The 23,495-nt window shown below is 43.2% G+C and carries 23 protein-coding genes and 1 other RNA gene; 7 read left to right on the top strand and 17 right to left on the bottom strand.

What is annotated here, in order from left to right:
• Window positions 1–13: 13 nt before the first annotated feature.
• From dnaX to FC14_RS07810, 4 genes are all read right to left on the bottom strand, one after another.
• Window positions 14–1,723 carry a DNA polymerase III subunit gamma/tau gene (dnaX, locus tag FC14_RS07820; RefSeq protein WP_056977196.1) on the bottom strand — a complete coding sequence of 570 codons (1,710 nt, stop codon included), beginning with the start codon at window positions 1,721–1,723 and terminating at the stop codon, window positions 14–16.
• A gap of 84 nt (window positions 1,724–1,807) precedes the next feature.
• Window positions 1,808–1,894: signal recognition particle sRNA small type (gene ffs, locus FC14_RS10415), an RNA gene on the bottom strand.
• 65 nt (window positions 1,895–1,959) lie between these two features.
• Window positions 1,960–2,424 (bottom strand): tRNA adenosine(34) deaminase TadA, encoded by a 465-nt coding sequence (gene tadA, locus FC14_RS07815; protein WP_082618718.1) that lies wholly within the window; start codon window positions 2,422–2,424, stop codon window positions 1,960–1,962.
• 1 nt (window position 2,425) lies between these two features.
• Entirely contained in the window at window positions 2,426–3,034 is a 609-nt protein-coding gene (locus tag FC14_RS07810) for a class I SAM-dependent methyltransferase (protein ID WP_050611659.1), read from the bottom strand.
• Window positions 3,035–3,255: 221 nt separating this feature from the next.
• Between FC14_RS07810 and nrdH the strand changes: the two genes are divergently transcribed.
• Genes nrdH through nrdF form a run of 4 tightly spaced genes read left to right on the top strand, consistent with a single transcriptional unit; the run spans window position 3,256 to window position 7,030 of the window.
• Entirely contained in the window at window positions 3,256–3,486 is a 231-nt protein-coding gene (gene nrdH / locus FC14_RS07805) for a glutaredoxin-like protein NrdH (RefSeq protein ID WP_056977194.1), read from the top strand.
• Between the two features lie 21 nt (window positions 3,487–3,507).
• Complete coding sequence (gene nrdI / locus FC14_RS07800; protein WP_050611661.1) at window positions 3,508–3,894, top strand: class Ib ribonucleoside-diphosphate reductase assembly flavoprotein NrdI; 387 nt, start codon at window positions 3,508–3,510, stop codon at window positions 3,892–3,894.
• Complete coding sequence (gene nrdE / locus FC14_RS07795) at window positions 3,875–6,046, top strand: class 1b ribonucleoside-diphosphate reductase subunit alpha (protein WP_056977192.1); 2,172 nt, start codon at window positions 3,875–3,877, stop codon at window positions 6,044–6,046. Before nrdI ends, nrdE begins: the two co-directional genes overlap by 20 nt.
• Before the next feature lie 12 nt (window positions 6,047–6,058).
• Complete coding sequence (gene nrdF / locus FC14_RS07790) at window positions 6,059–7,030, top strand: class 1b ribonucleoside-diphosphate reductase subunit beta (RefSeq protein ID WP_056977190.1); 972 nt, start codon at window positions 6,059–6,061, stop codon at window positions 7,028–7,030.
• A 146-nt stretch (window positions 7,031–7,176) separates the two neighbouring features.
• Here nrdF and FC14_RS07785 read toward each other — a convergent pair whose 3' ends face one another.
• The 6 genes from FC14_RS07785 to FC14_RS07760 form a co-directional block, all read right to left on the bottom strand.
• The gene (locus FC14_RS07785) at window positions 7,177–7,623 is read right to left on the bottom strand and encodes a MerR family transcriptional regulator (protein WP_056977189.1); all 447 of its coding nucleotides are present in this window, start codon (window positions 7,621–7,623) and stop codon (window positions 7,177–7,179) included.
• Window positions 7,624–7,727: 104 nt separating this feature from the next.
• Window positions 7,728–7,991 (bottom strand): hypothetical protein, encoded by a 264-nt coding sequence (locus FC14_RS07780; RefSeq protein ID WP_056977187.1) that lies wholly within the window; start codon window positions 7,989–7,991, stop codon window positions 7,728–7,730.
• Window positions 7,992–8,002: 11 nt separating this feature from the next.
• A complete protein-coding gene (mprF, locus tag FC14_RS07775) occupies window positions 8,003–10,606 on the bottom strand; it encodes a bifunctional lysylphosphatidylglycerol flippase/synthetase MprF (RefSeq protein ID WP_056977185.1) in 2,604 nt (867 codons plus the stop codon).
• Between the two features lie 141 nt (window positions 10,607–10,747).
• The gene (gene tsaE, locus FC14_RS07770; RefSeq protein WP_056977184.1) at window positions 10,748–11,206 is read right to left on the bottom strand and encodes a tRNA (adenosine(37)-N6)-threonylcarbamoyltransferase complex ATPase subunit type 1 TsaE; all 459 of its coding nucleotides are present in this window, start codon (window positions 11,204–11,206) and stop codon (window positions 10,748–10,750) included.
• A 16-nt stretch (window positions 11,207–11,222) separates the two neighbouring features.
• Window positions 11,223–12,209: a phosphate acetyltransferase gene (pta, locus tag FC14_RS07765; RefSeq protein WP_056977182.1), complete on the bottom strand. Its 987-nt coding sequence runs from the start codon at window positions 12,207–12,209 to the stop codon at window positions 11,223–11,225.
• A gap of 23 nt (window positions 12,210–12,232) precedes the next feature.
• Complete coding sequence (locus FC14_RS07760; RefSeq protein WP_056977180.1) at window positions 12,233–12,922, bottom strand: uracil-DNA glycosylase; 690 nt, start codon at window positions 12,920–12,922, stop codon at window positions 12,233–12,235.
• A 139-nt stretch (window positions 12,923–13,061) separates the two neighbouring features.
• Here FC14_RS07760 and FC14_RS07755 point away from each other — a divergent pair, with 139 nt between their 5' ends.
• Genes FC14_RS07755 through FC14_RS07745 form a run of 3 tightly spaced genes read left to right on the top strand, consistent with a single transcriptional unit; the run spans window position 13,062 to window position 15,082 of the window.
• Window positions 13,062–13,928, top strand: a complete 867-nt coding sequence (locus FC14_RS07755) for a Cof-type HAD-IIB family hydrolase (protein ID WP_056977179.1) — start codon at window positions 13,062–13,064, stop codon at window positions 13,926–13,928.
• Between the two features lie 18 nt (window positions 13,929–13,946).
• Entirely contained in the window at window positions 13,947–14,471 is a 525-nt protein-coding gene (locus FC14_RS07750; protein WP_056977177.1) for an LURP-one-related/scramblase family protein, read from the top strand.
• Between the two features lie 38 nt (window positions 14,472–14,509).
• Window positions 14,510–15,082 (top strand): GNAT family N-acetyltransferase, encoded by a 573-nt coding sequence (locus tag FC14_RS07745; protein ID WP_056977175.1) that lies wholly within the window; start codon window positions 14,510–14,512, stop codon window positions 15,080–15,082.
• Between the two features lie 63 nt (window positions 15,083–15,145).
• Here the strand turns inward: FC14_RS07745 and smpB are convergent, their stop codons facing one another.
• From smpB to FC14_RS07710, 7 genes are all read right to left on the bottom strand, one after another.
• A complete protein-coding gene (smpB, locus tag FC14_RS07740) occupies window positions 15,146–15,616 on the bottom strand; it encodes an SsrA-binding protein SmpB (RefSeq protein ID WP_056977173.1) in 471 nt (156 codons plus the stop codon).
• An 11-nt stretch (window positions 15,617–15,627) separates the two neighbouring features.
• Window positions 15,628–18,009: a ribonuclease R gene (rnr, locus tag FC14_RS07735; RefSeq protein ID WP_056977172.1), complete on the bottom strand. Its 2,382-nt coding sequence runs from the start codon at window positions 18,007–18,009 to the stop codon at window positions 15,628–15,630.
• Window positions 18,010–18,086: 77 nt separating this feature from the next.
• Window positions 18,087–18,323, bottom strand: coding sequence for a preprotein translocase subunit SecG (gene secG, locus FC14_RS07730; protein ID WP_056977170.1), 237 nt, complete (start codon window positions 18,321–18,323; stop codon window positions 18,087–18,089).
• 77 nt (window positions 18,324–18,400) lie between these two features.
• A complete protein-coding gene (locus tag FC14_RS07725; RefSeq protein WP_056977169.1) occupies window positions 18,401–19,954 on the bottom strand; it encodes a ClC family H(+)/Cl(-) exchange transporter in 1,554 nt (517 codons plus the stop codon).
• Between the two features lie 95 nt (window positions 19,955–20,049).
• A complete protein-coding gene (gene eno, locus FC14_RS07720; protein ID WP_050611677.1) occupies window positions 20,050–21,375 on the bottom strand; it encodes a phosphopyruvate hydratase in 1,326 nt (441 codons plus the stop codon).
• A gap of 99 nt (window positions 21,376–21,474) precedes the next feature.
• On the bottom strand, window positions 21,475–22,233 hold the full coding sequence (gene tpiA, locus FC14_RS07715; protein ID WP_277922868.1) for a triose-phosphate isomerase: 759 nt from the start codon (window positions 22,231–22,233) through the stop codon (window positions 21,475–21,477).
• A 32-nt stretch (window positions 22,234–22,265) separates the two neighbouring features.
• Entirely contained in the window at window positions 22,266–23,456 is a 1,191-nt protein-coding gene (locus tag FC14_RS07710) for a phosphoglycerate kinase (RefSeq protein WP_050611679.1), read from the bottom strand.
• Window positions 23,457–23,495 lie beyond the last annotated feature (39 nt).

Below are 23,495 nucleotides of genomic sequence, written 5' to 3'. Positions count from 1 at the left end.
CATCCTTTCAGAGCTAATCTGCTTTTATTTCAACATTTTCTTTGCCAAAAAGTTTTTGGGCTGTAAGTACAATTGGGGCAACTTCCTCTTTTTTAGGGGCTTTTTCCTCTGTTTGCGGTTGATTTTGCCGGTAAAATTCCTGGCGAATCTCCTGCCAGTTTTCCTTTGGCACAAAGTGTAGACTTGGTGCTTGGGGTAAGAGCCGACTAAGCCCATTACCGATTGCATCCTGTAATTCTTGACTACTTTGAGCGCGCTGGCACAAATAAGGGTAGGCTCCCTTTAAGATTAAGCCGTCGTCACTGGCCGCTGCCGGTTCAAAGGAACGCAACATTGCCCTTTGAGCTGGGTTGAGCATGTTTAACAAGTCACCCCAAACCTCTCTTAATTGTAACAGATTTTCCTTTTTAGCTTTATTTAAAATTGGCAATAACTGGTTTAAGTTTACCTTAAACTGCCCAGAGCTAGCCTGGCTTGGCCTTGGCCGCTTAGCAGGGGCACTTACCTGCTTAGGGCCAGCCTGGCTTAAGGTTTGTAACTGCTCTTGGAGTTGGGCCACCTGTTTAGCCAGCCGCACTACTTCTTCATGGTCCGCGCTATTTTCTGTTGCCACCGGCGCCTTAGCTTGACCTTGGCTAACCGATTGCGATAGCTTAATGGTCAAGACCTCGAGGTACACAGTCTCATGCGAGGTGTAGCGCATATTTTCTTGTTGCTCATTTAAAATGTTAATTGCTTGATATAAAACCTGGCTATCAATCTTTTGTGCAAACTCCTTAAAGTCGGCATCAAGCAACCCTAGTTCACTTTCCTCGACTAACTTGGGAGCCTGTTTATAGAGCAATAAATCTCGACAATAGCCAATTAAATCCTCAATTAACCGCTTGGCATCCTTACCTTCGTTAACAATCGTGTGAATAGTTTCTAAGGCCGCCGACGTATCTTGAGCAAAGACTTGCTTTAAATAGGCGGTCAGCTTTTGCCTGGTAACCGTCCCGGTAACTAGTAAGGCGTTGTCGAAAGTAACTTGACCGTCCTCGCCAAAAGAAATCACCTGATCCAAGATACTCAAGGCATCCCGCATGCCCCCTTCGGCTGCCTTGGCAATTACCTTTAGCGCACTATCATCGTAGCTGACTTCTTTTTGCTTTAAAATGTATTCCATCCGCCCCAAAATATCTTGGGGGGTAATCCGGCGAAAATCAAACCGCTGTGTCCGCGAGATGATGGTTGCCGGAATCTTATGGGGCTCAGTGGTTGCTAGAATGAAGACGACATTTGCCGGTGGTTCTTCTAAGGTCTTCAACAAGGCGTTAAAAGCCCCGGTTGATAACATATGAACTTCGTCGATAATGTAGACTTTATAATCAGCCACCGTGGGCGCATACTTGGCCTTATCCCTAATATCACGGATTTCTTCCACCCCGTTATTAGAGGCAGCATCGATTTCAATTACATCGTTTAAGCGGCCAGCTGTGATTGCTTGACACAGTTCACACTCATTGCATGGCTCCCCATCCGTTTGCTGGTGACAATTTATGGCCTTGGCAAAAATCTTAGCGGCCGAGGTTTTCCCTGTTCCCCGAGGGCCGGTAAACAGGTAAGCATGCGTCGTTTGGTGAGTCATCAAAGCATGCCTTAAGGTTTTGGTGACCATTTCTTGACCAACAAGTTCACTAAATTTTTGCGGGCGCCAAACCCGGTATAATGCTTGGTAACTCATTAACTACTCATAGTCCTTCCATCTAAGATTTTAGCTTATTCATTCAATAAAAAAACCCGATCATAGATCGGGGTTCACATTCTTCATAACTTGAAGCACATAACGAACCAAACTTAGTGCTGCTTCCTTCCAGACCTGACACGGTTCGTAAGGCCATTATTGCTCCAAGGCCTAACGGCAATATTAATAATACACGATATTATCAAAAATTACCAGTCTTTCCCCAAATTTTCTTATTATTTTTCTTTCCGGACCTGCTTAAAAAAAGTTTGTAAGATACCGAGGCACTTATCCTCTAAGATGCCCTTTTCGATATAGGCTTGGTGGTTAAAGCGCCCATCATTCAAAAGGTTCATCAAAGTACCTGCCACTCCCGCCTTAAGGTCGGCTGCCCCATAATAAACCTCGTCAATCCGCGCATTTAAAATAGCCCCGGCACACATCGGACACGGCTCTAAGGTAACAAAGAGCTGGCAGCCTGCTAAGCGCCAACTTGCTAGCTGCCGGTTAGCTTGACTAATGGCTAAAATTTCCGCGTGATCAATCGCCTGCTGGCTAGCCTGGCGTAAGTTATGGCCCCGGCCGATAATTTTCCCTTTGTAAACTAGCACACACCCGATTGGAATCTCACCTGCATCAAAGGCCAGCTTCGCTTCTTTTAAGGCCTCATTCATAAAATATTCTTTTTGCTCCTGGTCCACGTTAAACTTCCTTAATACTTTGTAAAATAAAGTAACCCTTGTCTTTTTTGAGGACCTGACAGTTACCAAAAACTTCTTCTAACTTCTTTTTAGCAGAGGGGGCGCCTTGCTTTTTTTGAAGCACTGCCGTCAAGGTGCCACCTACTACTAAGTGGTCCTTAGCCTGGCTCAAGATTCCGTGGACCACTTCTTTACCGGCCCGGATTGGGGGGTTAGTGATAATGGCATCGTAATCTTTAGCAGTTACGGTTTGATATTGATCAGACGACCAAATGTTAACGTTCTTAATTTGGTTAGCCGCTGCGTTTTTAGTAGCTAGACTCAAAGCCAATTCATTAACGTCAACCATATCAACTTGGGCTTGGGGAAACTTCTTGGCTACCGCTAACCCTAGCGGACCGTAGCCGCACCCAACATCTAGTAGCTTACGTGGCTGAAAAGCCGGTTGGTCTAAAGCTGCTAGTAGCACACAGGAACCAAAGTCAACCCGGCGCTTGGAAAAGACCCCGTTATCAGTGGTAAAGTTTAATTCATTTCCTAAGAGGGTAAAATTAAAGTTTTGTTCATTATGTTCCACATCGGGATTTTTGGTATAATAATAATTCGTCATTTACTCCGCTCACTTTCTTAAGTCACTTTCTATGATACGGATAATAAGGCTTAAAAGCAACTATTTCAGCCTAAAAATCCTGCTAATCCCAAAAAAAGCTTAACCACAACATGTCGGTTGCTTTCTATGAAATTTTGTCTATATGTTGTGTTTTTACTTGATTAATTACAACAATGTTGTATACTAAAAATTGCAAATTACCACGAAAGGAAGTCTTAAAAATGAGTTTAGAATTATATACTAAAAATAACTGCATCCAATGCAAAATGACTAAAAACTTCCTGATGCAACATGACATTGCATTTGAAGAAAGAAACGTTAACGAAAATCCAGAATACATCGATTACTTAAAGAACAAGGGCTTTCAATCTGTCCCTGTCCTAGAACAAGACAACAATCCAATTATCCGGGGGTTTAGACCAGATTTATTGAAAAAAATTGTTGCTCAATAAAACTGGAAAGGATCCACACTCATGAAAATAGCTTATTTTAGCGTCACTGGGCAAACCCGGCGCTTCATCAAAAAGTTGGCCCTTCCAGCTGATGAAGTCTACGAAATCGACCCGACTGGCGCTTTTAAGGAGTTTGATGAACCCTTTGTGCTCATCACTCCGACCTACGAAGATAACATTACCGAACCGGTGCGTGACTTCTTAGACACCGGTGCAAATGCAACTTATTTAAAGGGGATCGTAGGCACTGGCAATCGCAACTTTGCGCAACTCTTCATCTTTACAGCGCGCGATTTGGCTCGTGACTACCAGGTCCCTATTATTTATGCCTTTGAATTTAACGGCACCCCTAAAGATGTAACTAATTTTAAGAAAGCGGTGAAGAAACTTGAGTCTCAAAACGATTGATCCTAACCAAGTTACTTATTACGACTTAAATAATGAAATTAACTTGCCCCTTAATGGTCAAATCCAATTAGGCAAAGATAAGGAAGCCTTAGCAGCTTTCTTGAAGGAAAATGTCATCCCCAACACGATGAAGTTTAACTCCCTAAAGGAACGTTTTGATTATTTAATTGCTAACGATTACCTCGAAAGTGAATTTTTAGCTAAATACGACTTTGCTTTTATCGAAAAGTTATACGCTAAACTAACGGCAGCCAACTTTACCTTTAAGACCTTCATGGCTGCCTATAAATTTTACGCTCAGTACGCTTTAAAGACTAATGATGGTGCTTACTACTTGGAATCATTTATCGACCGGGTAGCCATTAACGCCCTTTACTTTGCGGATGGCAACGAAGAGTTAGCGTTAAAATTAGCTGACGAATTGGTCAACCAACGCTACCAACCGGCTACCCCTAGTTTCTTAAACGCGGGCCGTAAACGCCGGGGTGAATTGGTCTCTTGTTTCTTAATCCAAATGACCGACGACATGAACTCAATCGGGCGGGGAATTAATTCTGCCCTCCAACTTTCCCGAATTGGGGGCGGAGTTGGGATTACCTTGAGTAACCTCCGGGGCGCAGGGGCTCCTATTAAAGATATCCAAGGGGCTGCTTCCGGGGTCGTACCCGTTATGAAGCTATTAGAAGATAGTTTCTCTTACTCTAACCAGTTAGGACAACGCCAAGGGGCTGGGGCCGTTTACCTTAACGTCTTCCACCCAGATATTGAAGCCTTCCTTTCTACTAAGAAGGAAAACGCCGACGAAAAAATCCGGGTCAAGACCTTATCACTAGGCCTAATCGTGCCCGACAAATATTATGAACTAGTCGCTAACAACGAAGACATGTACCTCTTTGACCCTTGGGGAGTGGAACGCGTCTACGGTAAACCATTCTCTTACGTCGACATCACTAAGGAATACGACAAGATGGTGGCTAACCCCGCTATCCCTAAAAAGAAGATTAAGGCCCGGGAACTCGAAACCGAAATCAGTAAGTTACAACAAGAATCAGGCTACCCTTACGTGGTCAACATTGATACTGCCAATGAAGCCAGCCCGATTGCGGGTAAGATTATCATGAGTAACTTGTGTTCAGAAATCTTGCAGGTCCAAAAGCCCTCAATTGTCAACGACCGCCAAGAATTTGATGAACTGGGAACAGATATTAGTTGTAACCTCGGCTCAACCAACATCGTTAACCTGATGGTTGCCCCCGATTTTGGACAGTCAGTTGAAACAATGGTCCGGGCTTTGACCTTTGTTACCGACCATTCAGACATTCAAGTGGTTCCTTCTGTTCAAAAAGGTAACGCTCAGGCCCACACTATTGGTTTAGGGGCGATGGGACTACACGCCTTCTTGGCTAAAAACCAAATCGAATACGGTTCAAAAGAAGCCCTCGATTTCACTAGTGTCTACTTCATGCTCCTTAATTACTGGACACTGGTTGCCTCTAACAAGATTGCCCGCGAACGGCACACCACCTTTGTAGACTTTGCTAAGAGCAAGTACGCTGACGGGACTTACTTTGACAAGTATTTAGCTAATGATTTTGGCCCTAAGACCGCTAAGGTTAAAGCCTTATTTGAGCACGTCTTCATCCCAACTGCAGCTGACTGGGCTCAGTTAAAAGAAGCGGTCATGACTGATGGCTTGTACCACCAAAACCGCTTAGCCGTTGCTCCTAATGGGTCAATTTCTTATATTAATGACACCACCGCTAGCCTTCACCCAATCATTAACCGGATTGAAGAACGGCAGGAACGAAAGATTGGTAAGATTTACTACCCTGCTCCTTACCTGTCTAACGAAACCATTCCTTACTACAAGTCCGCTTACGACACCTCAATGCTTAAGGTCATCGACACTTATGCAGCCGCTCAACAACACGTCGACCAGGGGATGAGTTTAACCCTCTTCATGCGTTCTGAGATTCCAGCAGGACTTTACCCTTGGAAGAAAGCAGGCAATAACAAAATGACAACCCGTGACCTGTCAATTTTACGAAACTATGCCCACAGTAAGGGGATTAAGTCGATCTATTACATTCGGACCTTTACTGACAATAACGGTGAAATTGGGGTTAACGAGTGCGAAAGTTGCACAATTTAAGGAGTGATTTTTTTGGAAAACTATACAGCCATTAACTGGAATAAACTCGAAGATGAAATCGACAAAGCCACCTGGGAAAAATTAACGGAACAATTTTGGTTAGATACTAGAATTCCTCTCTCTAATGACCTAGCTGATTGGCGGACCCTAACGGAAGCTGATAAGGATGTAGTGGCTAAGGTTTTTGGGGGCTTAACCTTACTTGATACCCTCCAATCCCAAGACGGGATGGCCTCTTTGAAAAAAGACGTCCGGACTCAACACGAAGAAGCGGTCTTAAATAACATTGAATTTATGGAATCAGTTCACGCTAAGAGTTACTCCTCCATCTTTTCAACCCTAAATACCCCGGCTGAAATTGATGAAATCTTTGCTTGGACCAATTCCAACGAACTGCTTCAATATAAGGCCCAAAAGATTAACGACCTTTACCAACACGGTAATCCGCTTGAAAAAAAGGTAGCGTCCGTCTTCTTAGAAACCTTCTTGTTTTACTCCGGTTTCTACACTCCTTTATACTGGTTAGGCCACAATAAGCTTCCTAACGTTGCTGAAATCATCAAGCTAATTTTACGGGATGAATCAGTTCACGGAACTTATATTGGCTACAAGTTCCAACTAGGCTTTAACGAGCTTAACGAAGAACAACAAGAGGAATTAAAGGCCTGGATTTATGATTTGCTCTATGACCTTTACGAAAACGAAGAAAAATATACCGCTAGCCTCTACGATCAAGTTGGTTGGACCGACGATGTCTTGGTGTTCCTACGCTACAATGCCAATAAGGCTTTGATGAACCTGGGCTTAGATCCCCTCTTCCCGGATACAGCCGAAGACGTTAACCCCGTTGTCATGAACGGTATCTCCACTTCGACTTCTAACCACGACTTCTTCTCCCAAGTTGGGAATGGTTACTTGTTAGGTAACGTGGAAGCCATGGAAGATGAAGATTACCTCTTCAGATTCGATGATGATGAAGACTAATAACTAACAAAAGGTGTTGTTTGCATGAAAACGTGCAAGCAACACCTTTTTTATTGTGGCTATAACCATCCCTTAGCTTGAGCAAAATTGGTTCTAACGCCAACATCCGTTGGTAAAAATCTGGCGGCAAAATATGCGCAAAAGCATCAAGCTTTTGACTCACCACTCTCCCCCCTTTCTTTAGCAATTTGTTCTGCAATCTTATACTCTTTGAAATAACTCTTGTCTTGTTTAATTTCACCACTTTCATAAAGAGAAATCTTATGTTCCAACCGCTCAATCGACCGTTGAATATCGGCTTGACGCTGCTTTAGGACCGTAACTTGTTCTTGTAAGAGTTCTTTTCTTGTCTCTAAGGTCGCATCACCCTGTAAGATTAATTCGGTATAATCATGCAAGACCTCCACGGAAACACCTGAGTGTCGCAGGCAAACCAACATTTCTAACCAATGCTGTAGGCTGTCAGGATAGTAGCGGTTGCCATTTGCTTTACGCGGCACCTTAGGAATTAAGCCGACCCGCTCATAGTACCTCACTGTGTCGGGATTGATATTGTATTTAGCGGCTACTTGGGTAATGGTTAAATCAGCCATCTTACTCACTTCCTTTGTCAAATTCACCCTTAGTATACAGCTTGGAGTTAGGTCCAAGTCAAATAAAAAATGGTAATCAGTACTGATACTGACTACCATTTTTCTTAGCCCCGTTTTGGGGACTTAATTGTTATAACTAACCAAACTAACCCCAGACACAAGCCATAATAAATAACAATCGTCCAAGTTCCACTAAGATTAAAAGAACTTTGGCTAGCGGTTCTAATTAAGCTGAGTTTAATTCCTAGCAAGGTCTCGATATTTCCGTTGCCCTTGATTAGTAAAATGCCCCGTAAGCAATCTACAATTACCAGGCAAACAAAGAGAATTGAGCCTTGGTTAAGGATTTGTAACCAGTTCTTTTTCATACAAATTTCTCCTAAGGTTGTAAAAATTTAGGGATAAATGGCAGCTGCTTTTTCCCCCCGTTAGCGGTCCGGTAATCAGCCCGCTGGTTAACCACCATAATTACTTGCCACATTGTGGATAGTAGCGAGCTCTTCTTACGGTAGGCCGTATATTTAGGGTGCCATCCAGTTGCGTACTTGTTCTTGTAAGCCCGCAACCCTTGGAAACCATATAACTTATAGCCATATTGATAAATTAGGTGAGCAACTCGTTCCTCGATAAAGGAGAACTTAGATTGGCCCACGTTTGATAAAGGTGCCATCCCTAAGTCAAAATAAGTGTAGCCCTCTTCTTGACCATACTTAAAGAGGCTAATGAAGATTTCGTCCATAATCCCTGAGGGCGCGTCCTTGCTGTGCCGCATCAGATCAATCGTTAGAATTTCTTTTCCCCCAGTTGGCATCATGCTAGCAAAGGCAACCAGGGTCCCCTCAGCATCTCGGACTAATGCCACCGGTGCTTGGTTTAAATAGTATTCATCAAAGAAACCTAAAGAAAAGCCCTTTTCGACTTGACCGTTAAGCCATTCATCTGAAACGCGCTTCATTTCTGCTAGTAATTCGTTAGACAAAGGGTTAGGTGCTAGCGAAAAGACATAGCCTTCCCGCTCAAACTTATTCATCAAGGCCCGTTGCGCCCGCTGCTTTTTCCCGACCAAGGTAAATTTGTCCAATTCTACTAACCCATCTTCCCCGGTCTTTAGGAAGTCAAAGCCGTACTCGTGTAAAAGCATGGTGTAGTCCTTACCCACTTCATAAAAGACTAACTCATAGCCATAAAGATCAGCTTGGTGTAAGAAACTTTGCAGGGCTTCTTCTTGATAAGCTTGGTTACCTACCGGTTCACCCATGATGATGAGCTTATCGTTTTTACGCCGGTACATGAAAAAAAGCTGGTCGACTCCGTCTACTTGGTAAAAATAAAAGTTCTTATCCCGCAAGAAGGCCAGGTGACTAGTCTCATTTCCCCCAAAGGTTTCAATCACCTGCTTAACCCGTTCACTTTCAAAGTCACGGTCAACAAAAGGATCGCGGCCAGTAGTTAGATACTGCATGATAAAGTATAAAATAATCACCGCAATTCCAATCCCGATTAGGCCGGACAGCCATAACTGTTGACCGGGAAAAAAGAGCACGGACGGAATTTTATGCTTATTACTGTAAGCAGGCGCGTTAATCACCCCGATAACGACATACAGTAAGAAGCTGCCGATAAAGATAACGCCGTCAAAGGCCAATGACCCTAACGAGTATTGGAACTTTTGCCGGTATAAGGCCTTCTTGGAAAAGAGCGTGATTGCCAACACAATCCCCAAATAGATGGTTAAACTCAAGCTCCAATCTTGGAATAAGGTGTTAATGATGCCAACCAATAGGACGGCTAACATCGGCCAGTAGGCCTTTTTTACCTTGGCTTGAATCCCCCGTGCTAGCCCTAAGAGAATAAAGGCGTAGCAGATATTGGTTAGTTGGTGCAAGAAGAAAAAGGTGTAGGGATAAAACCTAACCAAGACCTTGTTTGAAACGGTTAGACTTGGTACCGCCGATTCCATCAACATAAAAATCCCTGAAAAATACAGGAAGATTGTTAAAATCCGGTGGGCCAGCGTCGCCAAAAAGGTCTGCGGAATCCCATCAAAGTAGTCATTAATCCGACCACCCATACTGTGAACCAAAAAGGCTAGCCCAACCATTACGGGCACAATGTAATAGAAAATCCGGAAGTATAATAACCAGGTTAAAGCTAACTCCCGGTTAATACCAAAGGTTGCCATCCCAATTAACATGAAGACGTCAAAAGAGCCTAACCCCCCTGGTAACATCGAGACAATCCCTAAAATCGAAGCGATAATATACAGACAAAAAATGGCAGTTAAATCATGGTTAACCCCTAAAATGCGCCCAACTAATAAGAAAAAGCCAGCCACAAATAACCATTCTAAAGTCGATCCCACCGTGAGGGTCAATTCCTGCCGTAAACTTAAATCGGCAAAAAAGCCATTGTTCTTAAACTTAGTTACAATAAACAGCAAGGGAAAATACAGGGCCCCTCCGATTAACCATAAGCCGTAATTAGCCAGGTGCTCGCCTAAATCAAAGCCATAAATTAACAGTAAGGCTAGCCATGACAACAGCGATAAGCCCGCTAATAAGAAGAGGGCAATCTTAGATAAGGCGTAAAAAATCTGTTTTTTACTAGCACCCTTACTATAAAAACTAGCGCGCAAGGTAGCCCCTAATACCCCACCAAAGCCAGCAATGTTTGTAATCGTGTTTGTAATCCAGCCACTTTTAATAATATAGGCGCGGGAATATTTTCCCGGTAAAAATTTAACAATTGAAAAATCATAGATTAGCATCGGGCTGACCGCCAGCAAGCCCCCAAATAATAGGAGGGCTAACTGCCCTAGTGAGCGCCCCATCAGTTGTTGACTGACTAACTGCCAATCCGTTCCCTTCAAAATGCGACTAATTGCATTAATGACAAAGACTAACACTGATAACACAAAAACAATTTTCAAGAGCGTTAAGCGTTTTTCTAGCGCTAGCTTAGCCTTTACGAAAAAGTTTTTCAAAGTGTCTCCTCCTTTTTTAAATTTTAACCTTCCCTTACCATTATATAAAAAAATCTTAACCGTAACTGTAAAACTTTTATAAACATCTCATTTATAAAAAAGTGGCCCGCAGATTAGCCATAATCCACGACCCACTTTCTTTTATTCGGCTAATTTAGCCACTAACTTCTCATAATGCTTACCCTGGGCGTTAAAGTCTATATAACGCTTATTGTCATCAGTTTCGTCTTTATTTAACCGAATTTCTAAATATTCAGCTGGTAGTTCTTCGGGAATAAAGCTAGCCCATTCAACGACACTGACACCGTCACCATTGAAGTATTCTTCCAAACCTAAATCTTCGGCTCCACCGTCTTCTAACCGGTAGACATCCATATGATAAAGGGGAAGCCGCCCCTCCTTATACTCCCTGATCAGAGTAAAGGTTGGGCTTTTAATATTACGCTTAATCCCTAGACCTAGCGCCAAGCCCTTAGTAAAAGTCGTTTTGCCAGCCCCTAAATCCCCGGCTAAGAGGATTAAATCCCCTGGCTGGAGTAAGGCAGCTAACTTTTTACCGACGGCCTGGGTTTGATCAGGATTAGTTGCAACTATTCTCATACTCTCTCATCCTCAATTAAACCGTTGCTTGTGCAGCTGTAAGTAAGGCCACGTCAAAGACTTCTTGGGAATTGCAACCCCGTGAAAGGTCGGACACAGGGGCATTTAACCCTTGTAAGATAGGACCAACTGCATCAAAGCCCCCAAACCGTTGTGCCATCTTGTAGCCAATGTTACCCGATTGTAGTTCTGGGAAAACAAAGACGTTAGCCTTCCCCGCTACTTCTGAATGAGGAGCCTTTTGCGCAGCGACAACTGGCACGAAGGCTGCGTCAAATTGTAATTCCCCATCAATTTCTTCGTTAGGGGCTAATTCATGGGCCAACTTCGTAGCTTCTACCACCTTGGTAACTTCATCTGACTTAGCAGATCCCTTGGTTGAAAAGCTCAGCATGGCTACCCTTGGTTCAATGTCAAATAAGCGGGCTGTCTTAGCACTTTCAACTGCAATTTCAGCCAATTCTTGGGCATTTGGGTTGATATTGATGGCGCAGTCGGCAAATAGATAGCGTTCCTTACCATCATTGCGGGACATGATAAAGGCCCCACTAGTCCGGCTAACCCCTGGGTGGGTTTTAATAATTTGGAGGGCGGGACGAACCGTATCTCCAGTTGGATGTTTAGCCCCAGAAACTAAGCCATCCACCTTTTTCATATAAACTAACATAGTTCCAAAGTAGTTAACGTCCCGTAACATTTGGCGCGCTTGTTCAGCCGTATTTTTGCCCTTACGTCTTTCTACAAAGGCTTGGACCATGGCTTCAAAATCGGCTTCAGGATAGGTGGTTGGATCTAGGATTTCTACATCATCAGTTAGGGTATAACCGTTGGATTCAACCAACTTTTTAACCTCATCCTTATTTCCCAAAACTACCGGGTGAACTAATTTTTCCTTGGCTAAGCGAACAGCAGCCGTGACAATCCGGGTGTCATCTCCTTCTGGAAAAACTAAGCTAATATTTTTTCCGCGAATTTTTTCTTTTAAACTATCGAATAAGTCCATGAAAATCCCTCCAAAAAATAAGACTATTTAGCCGTTACCTCTGCGGGCAACTGCCAATCAATCGGCTTTTCTCCCATTGCCATCAAAGCATCATTGGTTTTTGAGAACGGACGCGAACCAAAAAAGCCCCGGTTAGCAGAAAGTGGGCTCGGGTGAGCTGACTTGATGATAATATTTTGGCTTTGATCTATCAAGGCTTGCTTAGCTTGCGCCGCTTTCCCCCATAAAATAAAGACCACTGGTTTAGGCCGGGCTGATAAGGCTGCAATCGCTGCATCAGTCAGCTGTTCCCAACCTTGATTGCGGTGGGAAAAGGCCTGACCATCCCTCACGGTCAGAACCGAGTTTAACAACAATACCCCTTGCTTTGCCCATTTTTCTAAGTAACCATGATTTACCGGTGGATAACCTAAATCTGCCTGCAATTCCTTATAAATGTTTTGCAATGATGGTGGTACTTTTACCCCCGGCAAAACCGAAAAGCTCAAGCCGTGAGCTTGGTTAGGACCATGATATGGGTCTTGTCCCAAGATAACCACTTTAACTTTGGAAAAAGGCGTCCACTCGAACGCTTCAAAGATATGATACATATCAGGATGAATAGTATAATGCTGATATTCACTTTTTAAAAAATTGTGCAAATGAGCATAGTAGGCTGATTCAAATTGTGAGCCTAATACCTCTTGCCAATCATTGTGGATAAACGTTTTCATTATGAACACCTCGCCTTTAATTCTAACATAAATTTGCTTAAAAATCAGTGTCCGCTCGCGGCAAAATTGCTTCAGTTAAAAAAAAGCCACGTTCATGTTAAAATATAAGTATATACTTCAAATAAGCGAGGTTAGAGTTATGATTCAAATTATTGCTTCAGATATGGATGGTACTTTGCTAAACGATGAAATGGTGATTTCTGACTTTAATGCAGCTGCAATCAAGGAAGCCCAAGCCAAAGGTGTGCATTTTATCGTTTCTACAGGCCGGGCTTACGCGGAGGTTAAACCCCTCTTAGACAAGGTCGACCTAACCTGTCCACTAATCACGATTAATGGGGCCCAAACCTTCACGGCAGCGGGCAAGCTTTTAAATACCGTTGCCTTACCAGACCAACTAGCCCGAAAAATTTGCCTCAAGCTCAAGAAAAAGGGCCTATACTTTGAGCTAGTTACCTCTACGGGCGTTTACTCAGATAATAAGGCTAGTCGTATTGCTAACTTTGCAGAACTTTTAACTAGGGTCAACCCCGACACACCTTATAAACTGGCGGTCACCCTAGCTTCTGCCCGCCTAGAATTGATGAATATCAATTATATTGATGACTACTTTACTTTAATTGACGATCCCCACATGCCAATTTTAAAGATTGTTGCCTTTAGTCAAGAAGGGCGGCCAGTCTTAGATCCAATTCGGGCAGAATTATCAGCTAACCCAGCCTTAAAAGTCACTTCTTCTTCCGATTCCAACATTGAAATCAATCATATCAACGCCCAAAAAGGGGTGGCTCTCCAAGCCTTTGCTGATAGTTTGAACATTCCAATGGATAACGTCATGGCTATCGGCGATAACAATAATGACGTTTCTATGCTGGAAGTGGCCGGAGTTTCATACGCTATGGGCAATGGGAGCACCGAAGTTAAGCAAATTGCTAAGCGCCTAGCCAAGAAAAATACTGACAATGGTGTAGGCCACGCGATTAAAGAAGTCTTAGCAGAAAACTAGGAAAGTGAGGGGCTAGCTGTGCGTAATCTCTATACCAAACGTGAAAACTTAACAGGCACCGGAACAACTACGGTTAAAGATGAACGCGGCTTGGCCTGCTACTTTTTGACGGGACGCTGGGGGATGCATCCTGCCGTCTTATCTGTTTACTCCAGTAATGGCGACTTAAAGGCCGAAATCAAACAACGTTCCCTAGGTTTTTGGCCTAAGTTTGAGCTGTTTTCCGACCGTAAGCTAGTCGGATCTTTAAGGCGTTACTACGGCTTAGGGACCGAGATGCTCTTTGTTAAAAAACTCAATTGGCTCATCTTAGGCAACTCCTTAACCTTTAATTATAAAATCTACCATGGCCGTCGGTGCGTTCTTAGTTTACACGAGGTCGAACTGGCAAGTGGCAACTACCTCGAATTAACGATTGCCGACATAAACGATGAGGCCCTCTGCCTGTGCATCGTCGCCATCTTAGATTTTTGGGCTAAAGGTGGCCTAAAAGGTGGCTCTAAAGAAAATGACCCCCTCCTAAACCTCAGTTATATTCATTAAATTAATTATAAACTTTAATCAGAAAGAAGCGAATTATTTTGTTAATTAGACCAGCTACTAGCGACGACGCCCCCCAGATACGGGCACTCTTTAGGATTATTCTCAAGCAAATGGAACTCAAAAAGCTGCGCAATCTCAACCAGCAGCGCCTCAATTTAGCTTTAGAATTAAGTTTTAAAACTAAGGAGTGCCGCCTAAGCAAGGGTCAAATCATTGTAGCCGAAGTTGATGGCGAAGTGGCCGGGATGGCCTTTGGTTACCCTAGCCAAGCCGATGGTGACATTGACGAACTACTCTGTCACTACTTCCCTAAAGTCGGGCTTCCCGCCTATGAGAGCCTCTATGACAACGATGATAGTCAACTGACTAAAACCGAGTGGTACCTAGATTCTTTAGCCGTTAAACCTAAGTTTAGGGGGCTAGGAATCGCCACCGCCCTTTTAAAACGTTTGCCTAAAATTGCGGCTCGCTGTGGCAAAACTAAGGTCAGCCTCGATGTCGACCTCACCAACCCCAAGGCTAAGAAGCTTTATCGCAAGCTTGGCTTCAAGCAAACCGACACTTTACAAATTGGTAGCCACCGTTACCATCACCTAATGCGGGCTATCTAAGCCATGAAAATAAGCCACCACTTAAAGTAAGAATTCTTACTTTAAGTGGTGGCTTATTTACTACTACCGGTAGTTTTTAAGCGTCCGCCGAATTTCTCGTTCTTGGTCGCGTTTCTTGATTGATTCGCGCTTATCATAGTCGTGCTTACCTTGAGCAAGCCCTAAGAGCACCTTGGCAAAGCCGTTTTTGATATAGACTTTTAAAGGCACCAAGGTGACCCCCTTCTTGCTAATTTCACCGGCTAGCTGGTTGATTTGCTTTTTATGCAAGAGCAGCTTCCGGTTGCGCAAAGGGTCATGGTTGAACTGGTTACCTTGATCATACAAAGAAATGTGCACGTTCATTAACCAAGCTTCGCCATTTTTAATTTGAGCAAAGCCATCCTTAAGGTTGATTCGCGCTGCCCGTATCGACTTGATTTCTGTACCGGTTAAGACAATTCCGGCTTCAATCGTGTCTAAGATATGGTAGTCATGACTAGCTTTCTTATTTTGGGCTAAGGGCTTGTCTTTTGGACTGCTTTTTTTAGCCATTAAAATTCCTCCTATCTGTGGAATTTATTAGCCTTCTTATTGCCCTTGTAAAAAGGCTTCTTGTTTTTTCCGCCATTATTTGACCGGTTTGCGTTGCGGTTATTGCCGTAACGCTTATTGCCCCGGTCATTTTTGCGGTTACCATTATAGCGCTTGTCATCCCGGTTACGGTTGAAGCGCCGCTTTGGTTCAGCCGGAAGTTCGACTCCGTCTAATAAATTGGTCTGAGGGGCCTTGTCTGCATCTAAGAGGCTAAAGTCAATTTCCTTTTGCTCAACGTTGACGTTGGTAAGTTTAACCCTAACAGATTGGCCAATTCTAAAGGTCCGCTTGGTCCGACGTCCGACTAAAGCTAACTGCTTTTCTAAGAAGACGTAAAAATCCCCTTGCAGCTCACTAATGTGAATTAAGCCTTCAACCGTGTTCGGAAGGGCAATAAACATCCCAAACTTAGTTACAGAGCTGACAACTGCGTCAAATTCTTCACCTACGTGGTCGGCCATGTACTCGGCCTTCTTCATCGCATCGGTATCGCGTTCAGCATCAATTGCACGCCGTTCCATCTCTGAGCTATGGGTGGTAATTTCAGGCAGTTTTTCTTGGTAATCATTATTCTTACCGTGGTCTTCATAGTAACGAATTAACCGGTGCACCATTAAGTCGGGGTAACGCCGAATTGGTGAGGTGAAATGAGTATAATCTTCTGCCCCTAACCCAAAGTGTCCCACCGGCGTAGGTGCATACTTGGCCTGTTGCATCGAACGAAGCATCATGGTTTGAACCATTTGTTCTTCTGGCTTACCAGCAACCTTCTTCAAAATATTTTGCAACATCTTCGGACTAACAGCATCCGCCTTCCCGGTCACTTCAATCCCTAAGCCTGACAACATTTCAAAGAAATTCTTAATCTTATCTTCTTCAGGATTTTCGTGAATCCGGTAAACAAACGGTACGTGTAGTTTGTTATAGTGGGCTGCAACTGTCTCATTGGCTGCTAACATGAAGGATTCAACCATCCGTTCACTAATGCCCCGTTCCCGAATCTGAATGTCGGTTGGGTGGCCTGCTTCGTCCACGATAATTTTAGCTTCAGGGTACTCAAAGTCAATTGCCCCCCGCCGCTTTCTCATCTTAACTAAGATTTTGTGGAGTTCATGCATCGTTTCAAACATTGGCACTAAGTCTTGATAACGGGCCATCATTTTTTCATCATGGGACTCTAAAATCTTGTTAATCGCAACGTAGGTCATCCGTTCCGTAGTCTTGATTACTGATGGGAAGATCTCATGCTTGACCACTTGTCCTTCAGGTGTAATCTCCATTTCACATGACATTGCCAGCCGTTCAACCTTGGGATTTAAAGAACAGATTCCGTTGGATAACTTAGGCGGCAACATTGGAATTACCCGGTCGGTTAAGTAAACGGAAGTTCCCCGTTCAAAGGCTTCCTTATCCAGCGGGGTTTTAGGCCGAACGTAGTGGGACACATCAGCAATGTGGACCCCTAAATGGAAGTTACCGTTAGGTAGTTTCCAGGCGGTCACCGCATCGTCTAAGTCCTTAGATTCTATACTATCAATCGTAACTAGCTGTTGGTCCGTCAAATCCCTGCGCCCGACTTTTTCTTCCGGGGTAACGTAGTCCGGAATTTGGGCAATTTGTTCCAGTACTTCTTCTGGAAATTCGGTTGGAATGTTATGTTGGTAAACAATCTCTAGGATGTCCATCCCTGGATCGTTAACATTACCAATGACCTTAACCGCTACCCCTTTTAAGATTCCAGGCTGGTGGGCATCAGGATAGGAAGTAATATCGCATAAAACCACTTCCCCATCCACCGGATGCAAGCCATTTTCTTCTAGTAAGAAGGTGTAGTTAGCTAGTTTCTTATCCTTAAGGTGAATGGTTCCTAAAATTCCCTTAGGTAGATTTTGGTCAGGTGCACTATTAAATGCACCCACTACTTGGGTTAAAGCATGCCCCGAGATTTGGACCACCTTCCCATTAGGCCGCATTCCCTTGGCCGCATCCCCTGGGGTTAGCATTTGCACTTCAACTTCGTCTCCATTTAAAGCGGCCATTGTTTGGGTTGGATTGACGAAGAAGTCATCTTCTAATTCCTCAACGGTTACAAAGCCAAAGCCCCGGTCGTTTGAGTGGAAAATACCTTGGTAGGTTGGCAGTTGCTTACTCCTTGCAAGTGTAAATGCCCCAGATTGATTTAATGTTAAAAGCTTGTCGTGTTCTAATTCTGCTAACGCTTTGACTACAAACTTAAACTGGCCAGTCGAAGTCATATGTAAGTATTCTACTAATTCTTTGACGGTGAATTCATTATCCGGCTCTTCTTCAAAGCGCTTCATCAATAATTGTTTTAATTTTTCGTTTTCCATCTAATTCCTCATTTTGCTTAAATCTGTCATAGTTAAAAAAACCTCCTGAAAGAACTATGCAGGAGGTCTGATTGTGTCTAGTTTGATGAAATGTAAACCAAAGCAAATGCTAAAACAAAGAAGATCACACCTAACACGGCGGTTACTTTTTGCATGAATGCTTCAAAGCCTCGAGGTTTCTGTTTACTAAATAAATCAGCCGCCCCACCTGAAAGTGCGCTTGACGCATTGTCTGTTTTAGCTGGCTGCATCATCACGGCAATGATGATTAACACTGATACAATGATTAATAACGTTAAGAGTGTGCTGTACAATTAATACCCTCCTCACCCGTATAGGTAATCTACATCTACTCTAATTTAGCATAAAATATTAAAAAATGCTAGTCAATTTACTTGGCGCTTAAATTTTGGGTAATAAAATTAATCTGTTTTCTAATTTTGGCCCGCTGTTCATAGTTAGTCAAAATAATCAAGGTGTCGCCTGACCTAATGACAGTGTCGCCATGAGGAATCTGTTCATTTTCCCCCCGTCTAATCGAAATCAATAGGCAATCCTTAGGCCACTTAATGTCTCTAACCTGCCGGTCTTGCAGTTTAGAACCCGCTAACACAGGAAACTCTAGCCGGTCCTCATACGTGCCGTGAATTTGATCTGGGTTAGGACGTAAATTAGCTAGCATGGCCTCATAAATTGGCCGCCCCCGTAAGACGTCAACCACGGTGTAGGCAATGATTGACACTACTGCTAGTGGCATCAAGTGAGACAAAGATCCCACCATTTCCGTGATTAACAAGATGGCGGTAAACGGGGCCTTACTAATACATGCAAAGTAGCCGGCCATTGCGTAAATTATAAAATTGACAATCAAGTAGTCAGGAAAAATTCCCAGTAAGCAAAAGGCTTTCCCAATCAGGGCTCCTAACACGGCTCCCAAGGTTAAAATCGGTAAGAAAATCCCACCGGGAACCCCTGAACCGTAAGAAATGGTTGAAAAACCTAGTCTGAGCACAAACAACCCGAATAAAACTAGCAGGCTCAACTTAGCGTGACCTAAACTAATAATTAAACTGTTGCCGCCCCCCAGCGTATTAGGCCACAATAACCCAATTGGTAATAACAAGGCTAAGGCAATTAGAGAATCAAACTGCCGGGGAAGCCACTTTAATTTGGCATAGACCTTGTTTACATTGAGGGTTAGGTATTGGTAGAGATAACCTAAAAGCCCCAAAACAACCCCCATCAGCAATAAACACGGGTAATACTTTAGCGGCAGGGAAGTTCGGTAGGTCATGTGTAAGACTGGTGTTAAGCCAAAAAAGGCCATCGAAACCGCGTTGGCGGTCAAAGCTGCAGCTAAAGACGTGGTCCACACCAGGGGAGAAAAATTATGGTAGACTTCTTCGAGGATAAACAGTGTCCCCGCAATTGGGGCGTTAAAGGCGGCGGATAAGCCAGCGGCAGCCCCCCCGGCTATTAGGACCCTTCGTCCTGTGCCCTCGTGGCAGGTCTTTTCAGCAAAGCCTTGACCCACGGCGGAGCCTAGTTGGATGGACGGACCCTCTCTTCCTAAGAATAGGCCCGCCCCAATCATCAAGACGCCCCCGAGCCACTTTCGCCATAAGACTGACCACCAATTCATTTCTAACTCACCGGCAAGTTGGCCTTCGACTTGAGGAATCCCTGAACCCATAATGTCAATATCACCTTGAATGAGCTTGCCCACGATAAAAGAAATTAGCACAGCCACTAACAACCACACTAATACCAACCACGGTTGATTATGAATTTGTGCAAAGCCCCACTTAGAGACTAGGATTAACTTTTCAATCGCTAACCGAAATAAGCTCACGACAATTCCGACTAAAATACCAACCACAATTCCCTTTAAAATAAAACGTAAGCGCGTAACATCAAATAATAATTTCTTGTGCGTTTCTTCCATCGTCCGACCTCTATCATTAATATGTAAAAAAGAGAGCTGGAAAATAATCCCAGCCCCCTTATAAGTTGGTGGTTTCCCACCTATATGTCAATCAATTACTTGTTGATGACGTTTTGACGAGCTTCTTCACTAATGTTGTAGAATGAGTGGATACCCTTGTATTCTGCAACTGTGCTTGTCAATTGGTCTTCAATCCGCATTAATTGGTTGTACTTAGCAAGACGGTCTGTCCGGCTCATTGAACCAGTCTTAATTTGGCCTGCGTTTGTAGCAACAACTAAGTCAGAAATTGTTGTGTCTTCTGTTTCACCTGAACGGTGTGAAACGATAGCTGTGTAACCAGCTTCCTTAGCCATTTCGATAGCTTCCATTGTTTCAGTTAAAGTACCGATTTGGTTAACCTTGATTAAGATTGAGTTTGCGCAACCCATCTTGATACCTTTTTGTAGGTATTGTGTGTTTGTAACGAAGAAGTCATCACCAACTAATTGAACCTTCTTGCCCAATTTGTCTGTGATAGCTTTCCAGTCATCCCAGTTGTTTTCGTCGATTGGGTCTTCGATTGAGATGATTGGGTACTTGTTAGTCAAACCTTCAAGGTAGTTGATGAATTCTTCAGTTGTGAATTCTTCACCAGTTGACCAACGTAACTTGTACTTGCCAGTTTCTGTGTCCCAAAGTTCTGAAGAAGCAACGTCGATTGCGATTGCAATGTCCTTACCTGGCTTGTAACCAGCTGCTTCGATAGCTTTGATTAAGTATTGTAATGGTTCTTCGTTGTTAGCAAAGTCAGGAGCGAAACCACCTTCGTCACCAACAGAAGTTACCTTACCGTCAGCACCTAACAAGCTCTTCAAGTTGTGGAAAGTTTCTGAACCCATACGGATTGCTTCGGAAACAGATTTTGCACCAACAGGCATAATCATGAATTCTTGGAAGTCAACTTTGTTGTCTGAGTGTGCACCACCGTTGATAACGTTCATCATTGGTGTTGGTAATACGTGAGCGTTGAAACCACCTAAGTAGTTGTATAATGGCATTTCTAATTCATCTGCAGCAGCACGTGCAACAGCGATAGAAACAGCTAAGATAGCGTTAGCACCTAACTTACCTTTGTTTGGTGTACCATCTAAAGCAATCATAGCCTTATCGATAGCAACTTGATCAGTTACTTCGTAGCCAACGATTTCCTTAGCGATAACGTCGTTAACGTTAGCAACGGCCTTTAAAACACCCTTACCTTGGTAACGAGACTTGTCACCGTCACGTAATTCAACAGCTTCGTGTTCACCAGTAGAAGCACCAGATGGCACGATACCGCGACCAAATGCACCAGCTTCTGTGTAAACTTCAGCTTCAACTGTTGGGTTACCACGTGAGTCTAAGACTTCGCGAGCATAAATTTCTGTAATTGCAGACATTGATTTTACTCTCCTTTGAGTTTTGATTGACTTGAGAACATTCTCTCAATTTTATTCTAAAGGTTTTCCTTTAGACTTTCAATTAATTTCGTTAAAATATTAGTTCTTGTAGTTAACTAATGCTAAGTATGAATCAGGTACTAATGAAGCACCACCAACTAAACCACCGTCGATGTCTTCTTTAGCCATTAATTCCTTAACGTTAGCTGGTTTTACAGAACCACCGTATTGGATGCGAACGTTGTCAGCTGTTTCTTGGTTGTATAACTTAGCTACAGTTTGACGAACAACTGCACAGATTTCTTGTGCTTGGTCAGCAGTAGCAGTCTTACCTGTACCGATAGCCCAAATTGGTTCGTAAGCAATTACTAAGCTAGCAACTTGGTCTGCTGTTAAGTCTTTCAAAGCAGCTGTAACTTGAGCTTCAACCCATTCTTCAGCCTTACCAGCTTCACGAGTTTCAAGTGATTCACCACAGCAAATGATTGGGGTTAAACCATTCTTGAAGATAGCGTGAGCTTTCTTGTTTATGTCTTCGTCAGTTTCGTGGAAGTAGTCACGACGTTCGGAGTGACCAATCACAACGTAGTCAACGCCCATTTCCTTTAAAACTTTAGGTGAAGTTTCACCAGTGAAGGCACCTTCGTCTTCAAAGTAGCAGTTTTCAGCAGCTACTTTTAATTCTGAACCCTTAGCAGCTTCTAATAAAGCTGGTAAGTCAACTGCAGGAGCAGCGATTACAGATTCAACTTCTGAGCTAGCTGGTAATTGATCTTTAACAGCTTTTACAAATTCAGCAGTTTGAACTGGGTTCATGTTCATCTTCCAGTTACCTGCGATAATTGGTGTACGCACTATAATCCATCCTTTCGGAATTTAATCCAAATTAATTATTTGTCAGAAACGGCAGCAATCCCTGGTAAAGTCTTACCTTCAAGGTATTCAAGGGATGCACCACCACCAGTAGAGATGTGAGTTAACTTGTCAGCTACACCTAATTGTTGAACGGCAGCAGTTGAGTCCCCACCACCAACGATTGTAGTTGCGTCAGATAATTCACCTAAGAACTTACCTACTTCTAAAGTACCTTTAGCGTAGTTGCTCATTTCAAAGACACCCATAGGTCCGTTCCAAACAACTGTCTTAGCGTCTTTAAGAACATCTTCGAATAAAGCAACTGACTTAGGACCAACATCTAAAGCCATGTAGCCATCAGGAATATCGCCTTCAACTACTTGGTTAGGAACATCGTTGTCGAATTTTTCAGCAACAACGTTGTCGATTGGAAGAACTAACTTGTCGCCAGCTTTTTCGATTAATTCCTTAGCTAATTCAATCTTGTCTTCTTCAACTAAAGAGTTACCAATCTTGATACCCTTAGCTGCGTAGAATGTGTAAGTCATCCCACCACCAACAATAACTTTGTCAGCCTTGCCTAATAAGTGGTTGATAACGCCAATCTTGTCAGAAACCTTAGCACCACCCAAGATAGCAACGAATGGACGCTTTGGTTCGTCAACTGCTTCACCCAAGAACTTGATTTCTTTTTCTAATAAGAAACCAGCAGCTGCTTGAGTCATGTTGCTTGCAATACCAACGTTAGATGCGTGTGAACGGTGTGCTGTCCCGAAAGCATCGTTTACGAATACGTCACCTAATGAAGCCCAGTACTTGCCTAATTCAGGGTCGTTACCAGATTCCTTCTTACCATCTAAGTCTTCAAAACGAGTGTTTTCAACTAATAAAACATCACCGTCATTTAATTCAGCAATAGCTTCTTCTAATTGAGCGCCACGTGTTACAGGTACAAATGTAACAGGCTTGCCCAATAAGTCAGCTAAGCGTTCTGCAACTGGACGAAGTGATAACTTCTTCTTGTCATCTTCAGTCTTAACCCGACCTAAGTGAGAGAATAAGATAGCCTTACCACCGTTTTCGATAACATACTTGATTGTTGGTAAAGCTGCCACAATCCGGTTGTCGTTACCGATAACACCGTCTTTGATAGGAACATTAAAATCAACACGAATTAAGACTTTTTTGTCTTTAACATCTAAATCTGAAACAATAAGTTTAGCCATTGATAGCAAACCTCCAATATATGATTGAAAAACAAAAAG

This window comes from Ligilactobacillus agilis DSM 20509, assembly GCF_001436215.1.
In the GTDB taxonomy this organism is placed as follows: Bacteria; Bacillota; Bacilli; order Lactobacillales; family Lactobacillaceae; genus Ligilactobacillus; species Ligilactobacillus agilis.
Note: the sequence above shows the minus strand (reverse complement) of the source record. Positions and strands in the feature narration are given on the sequence as shown.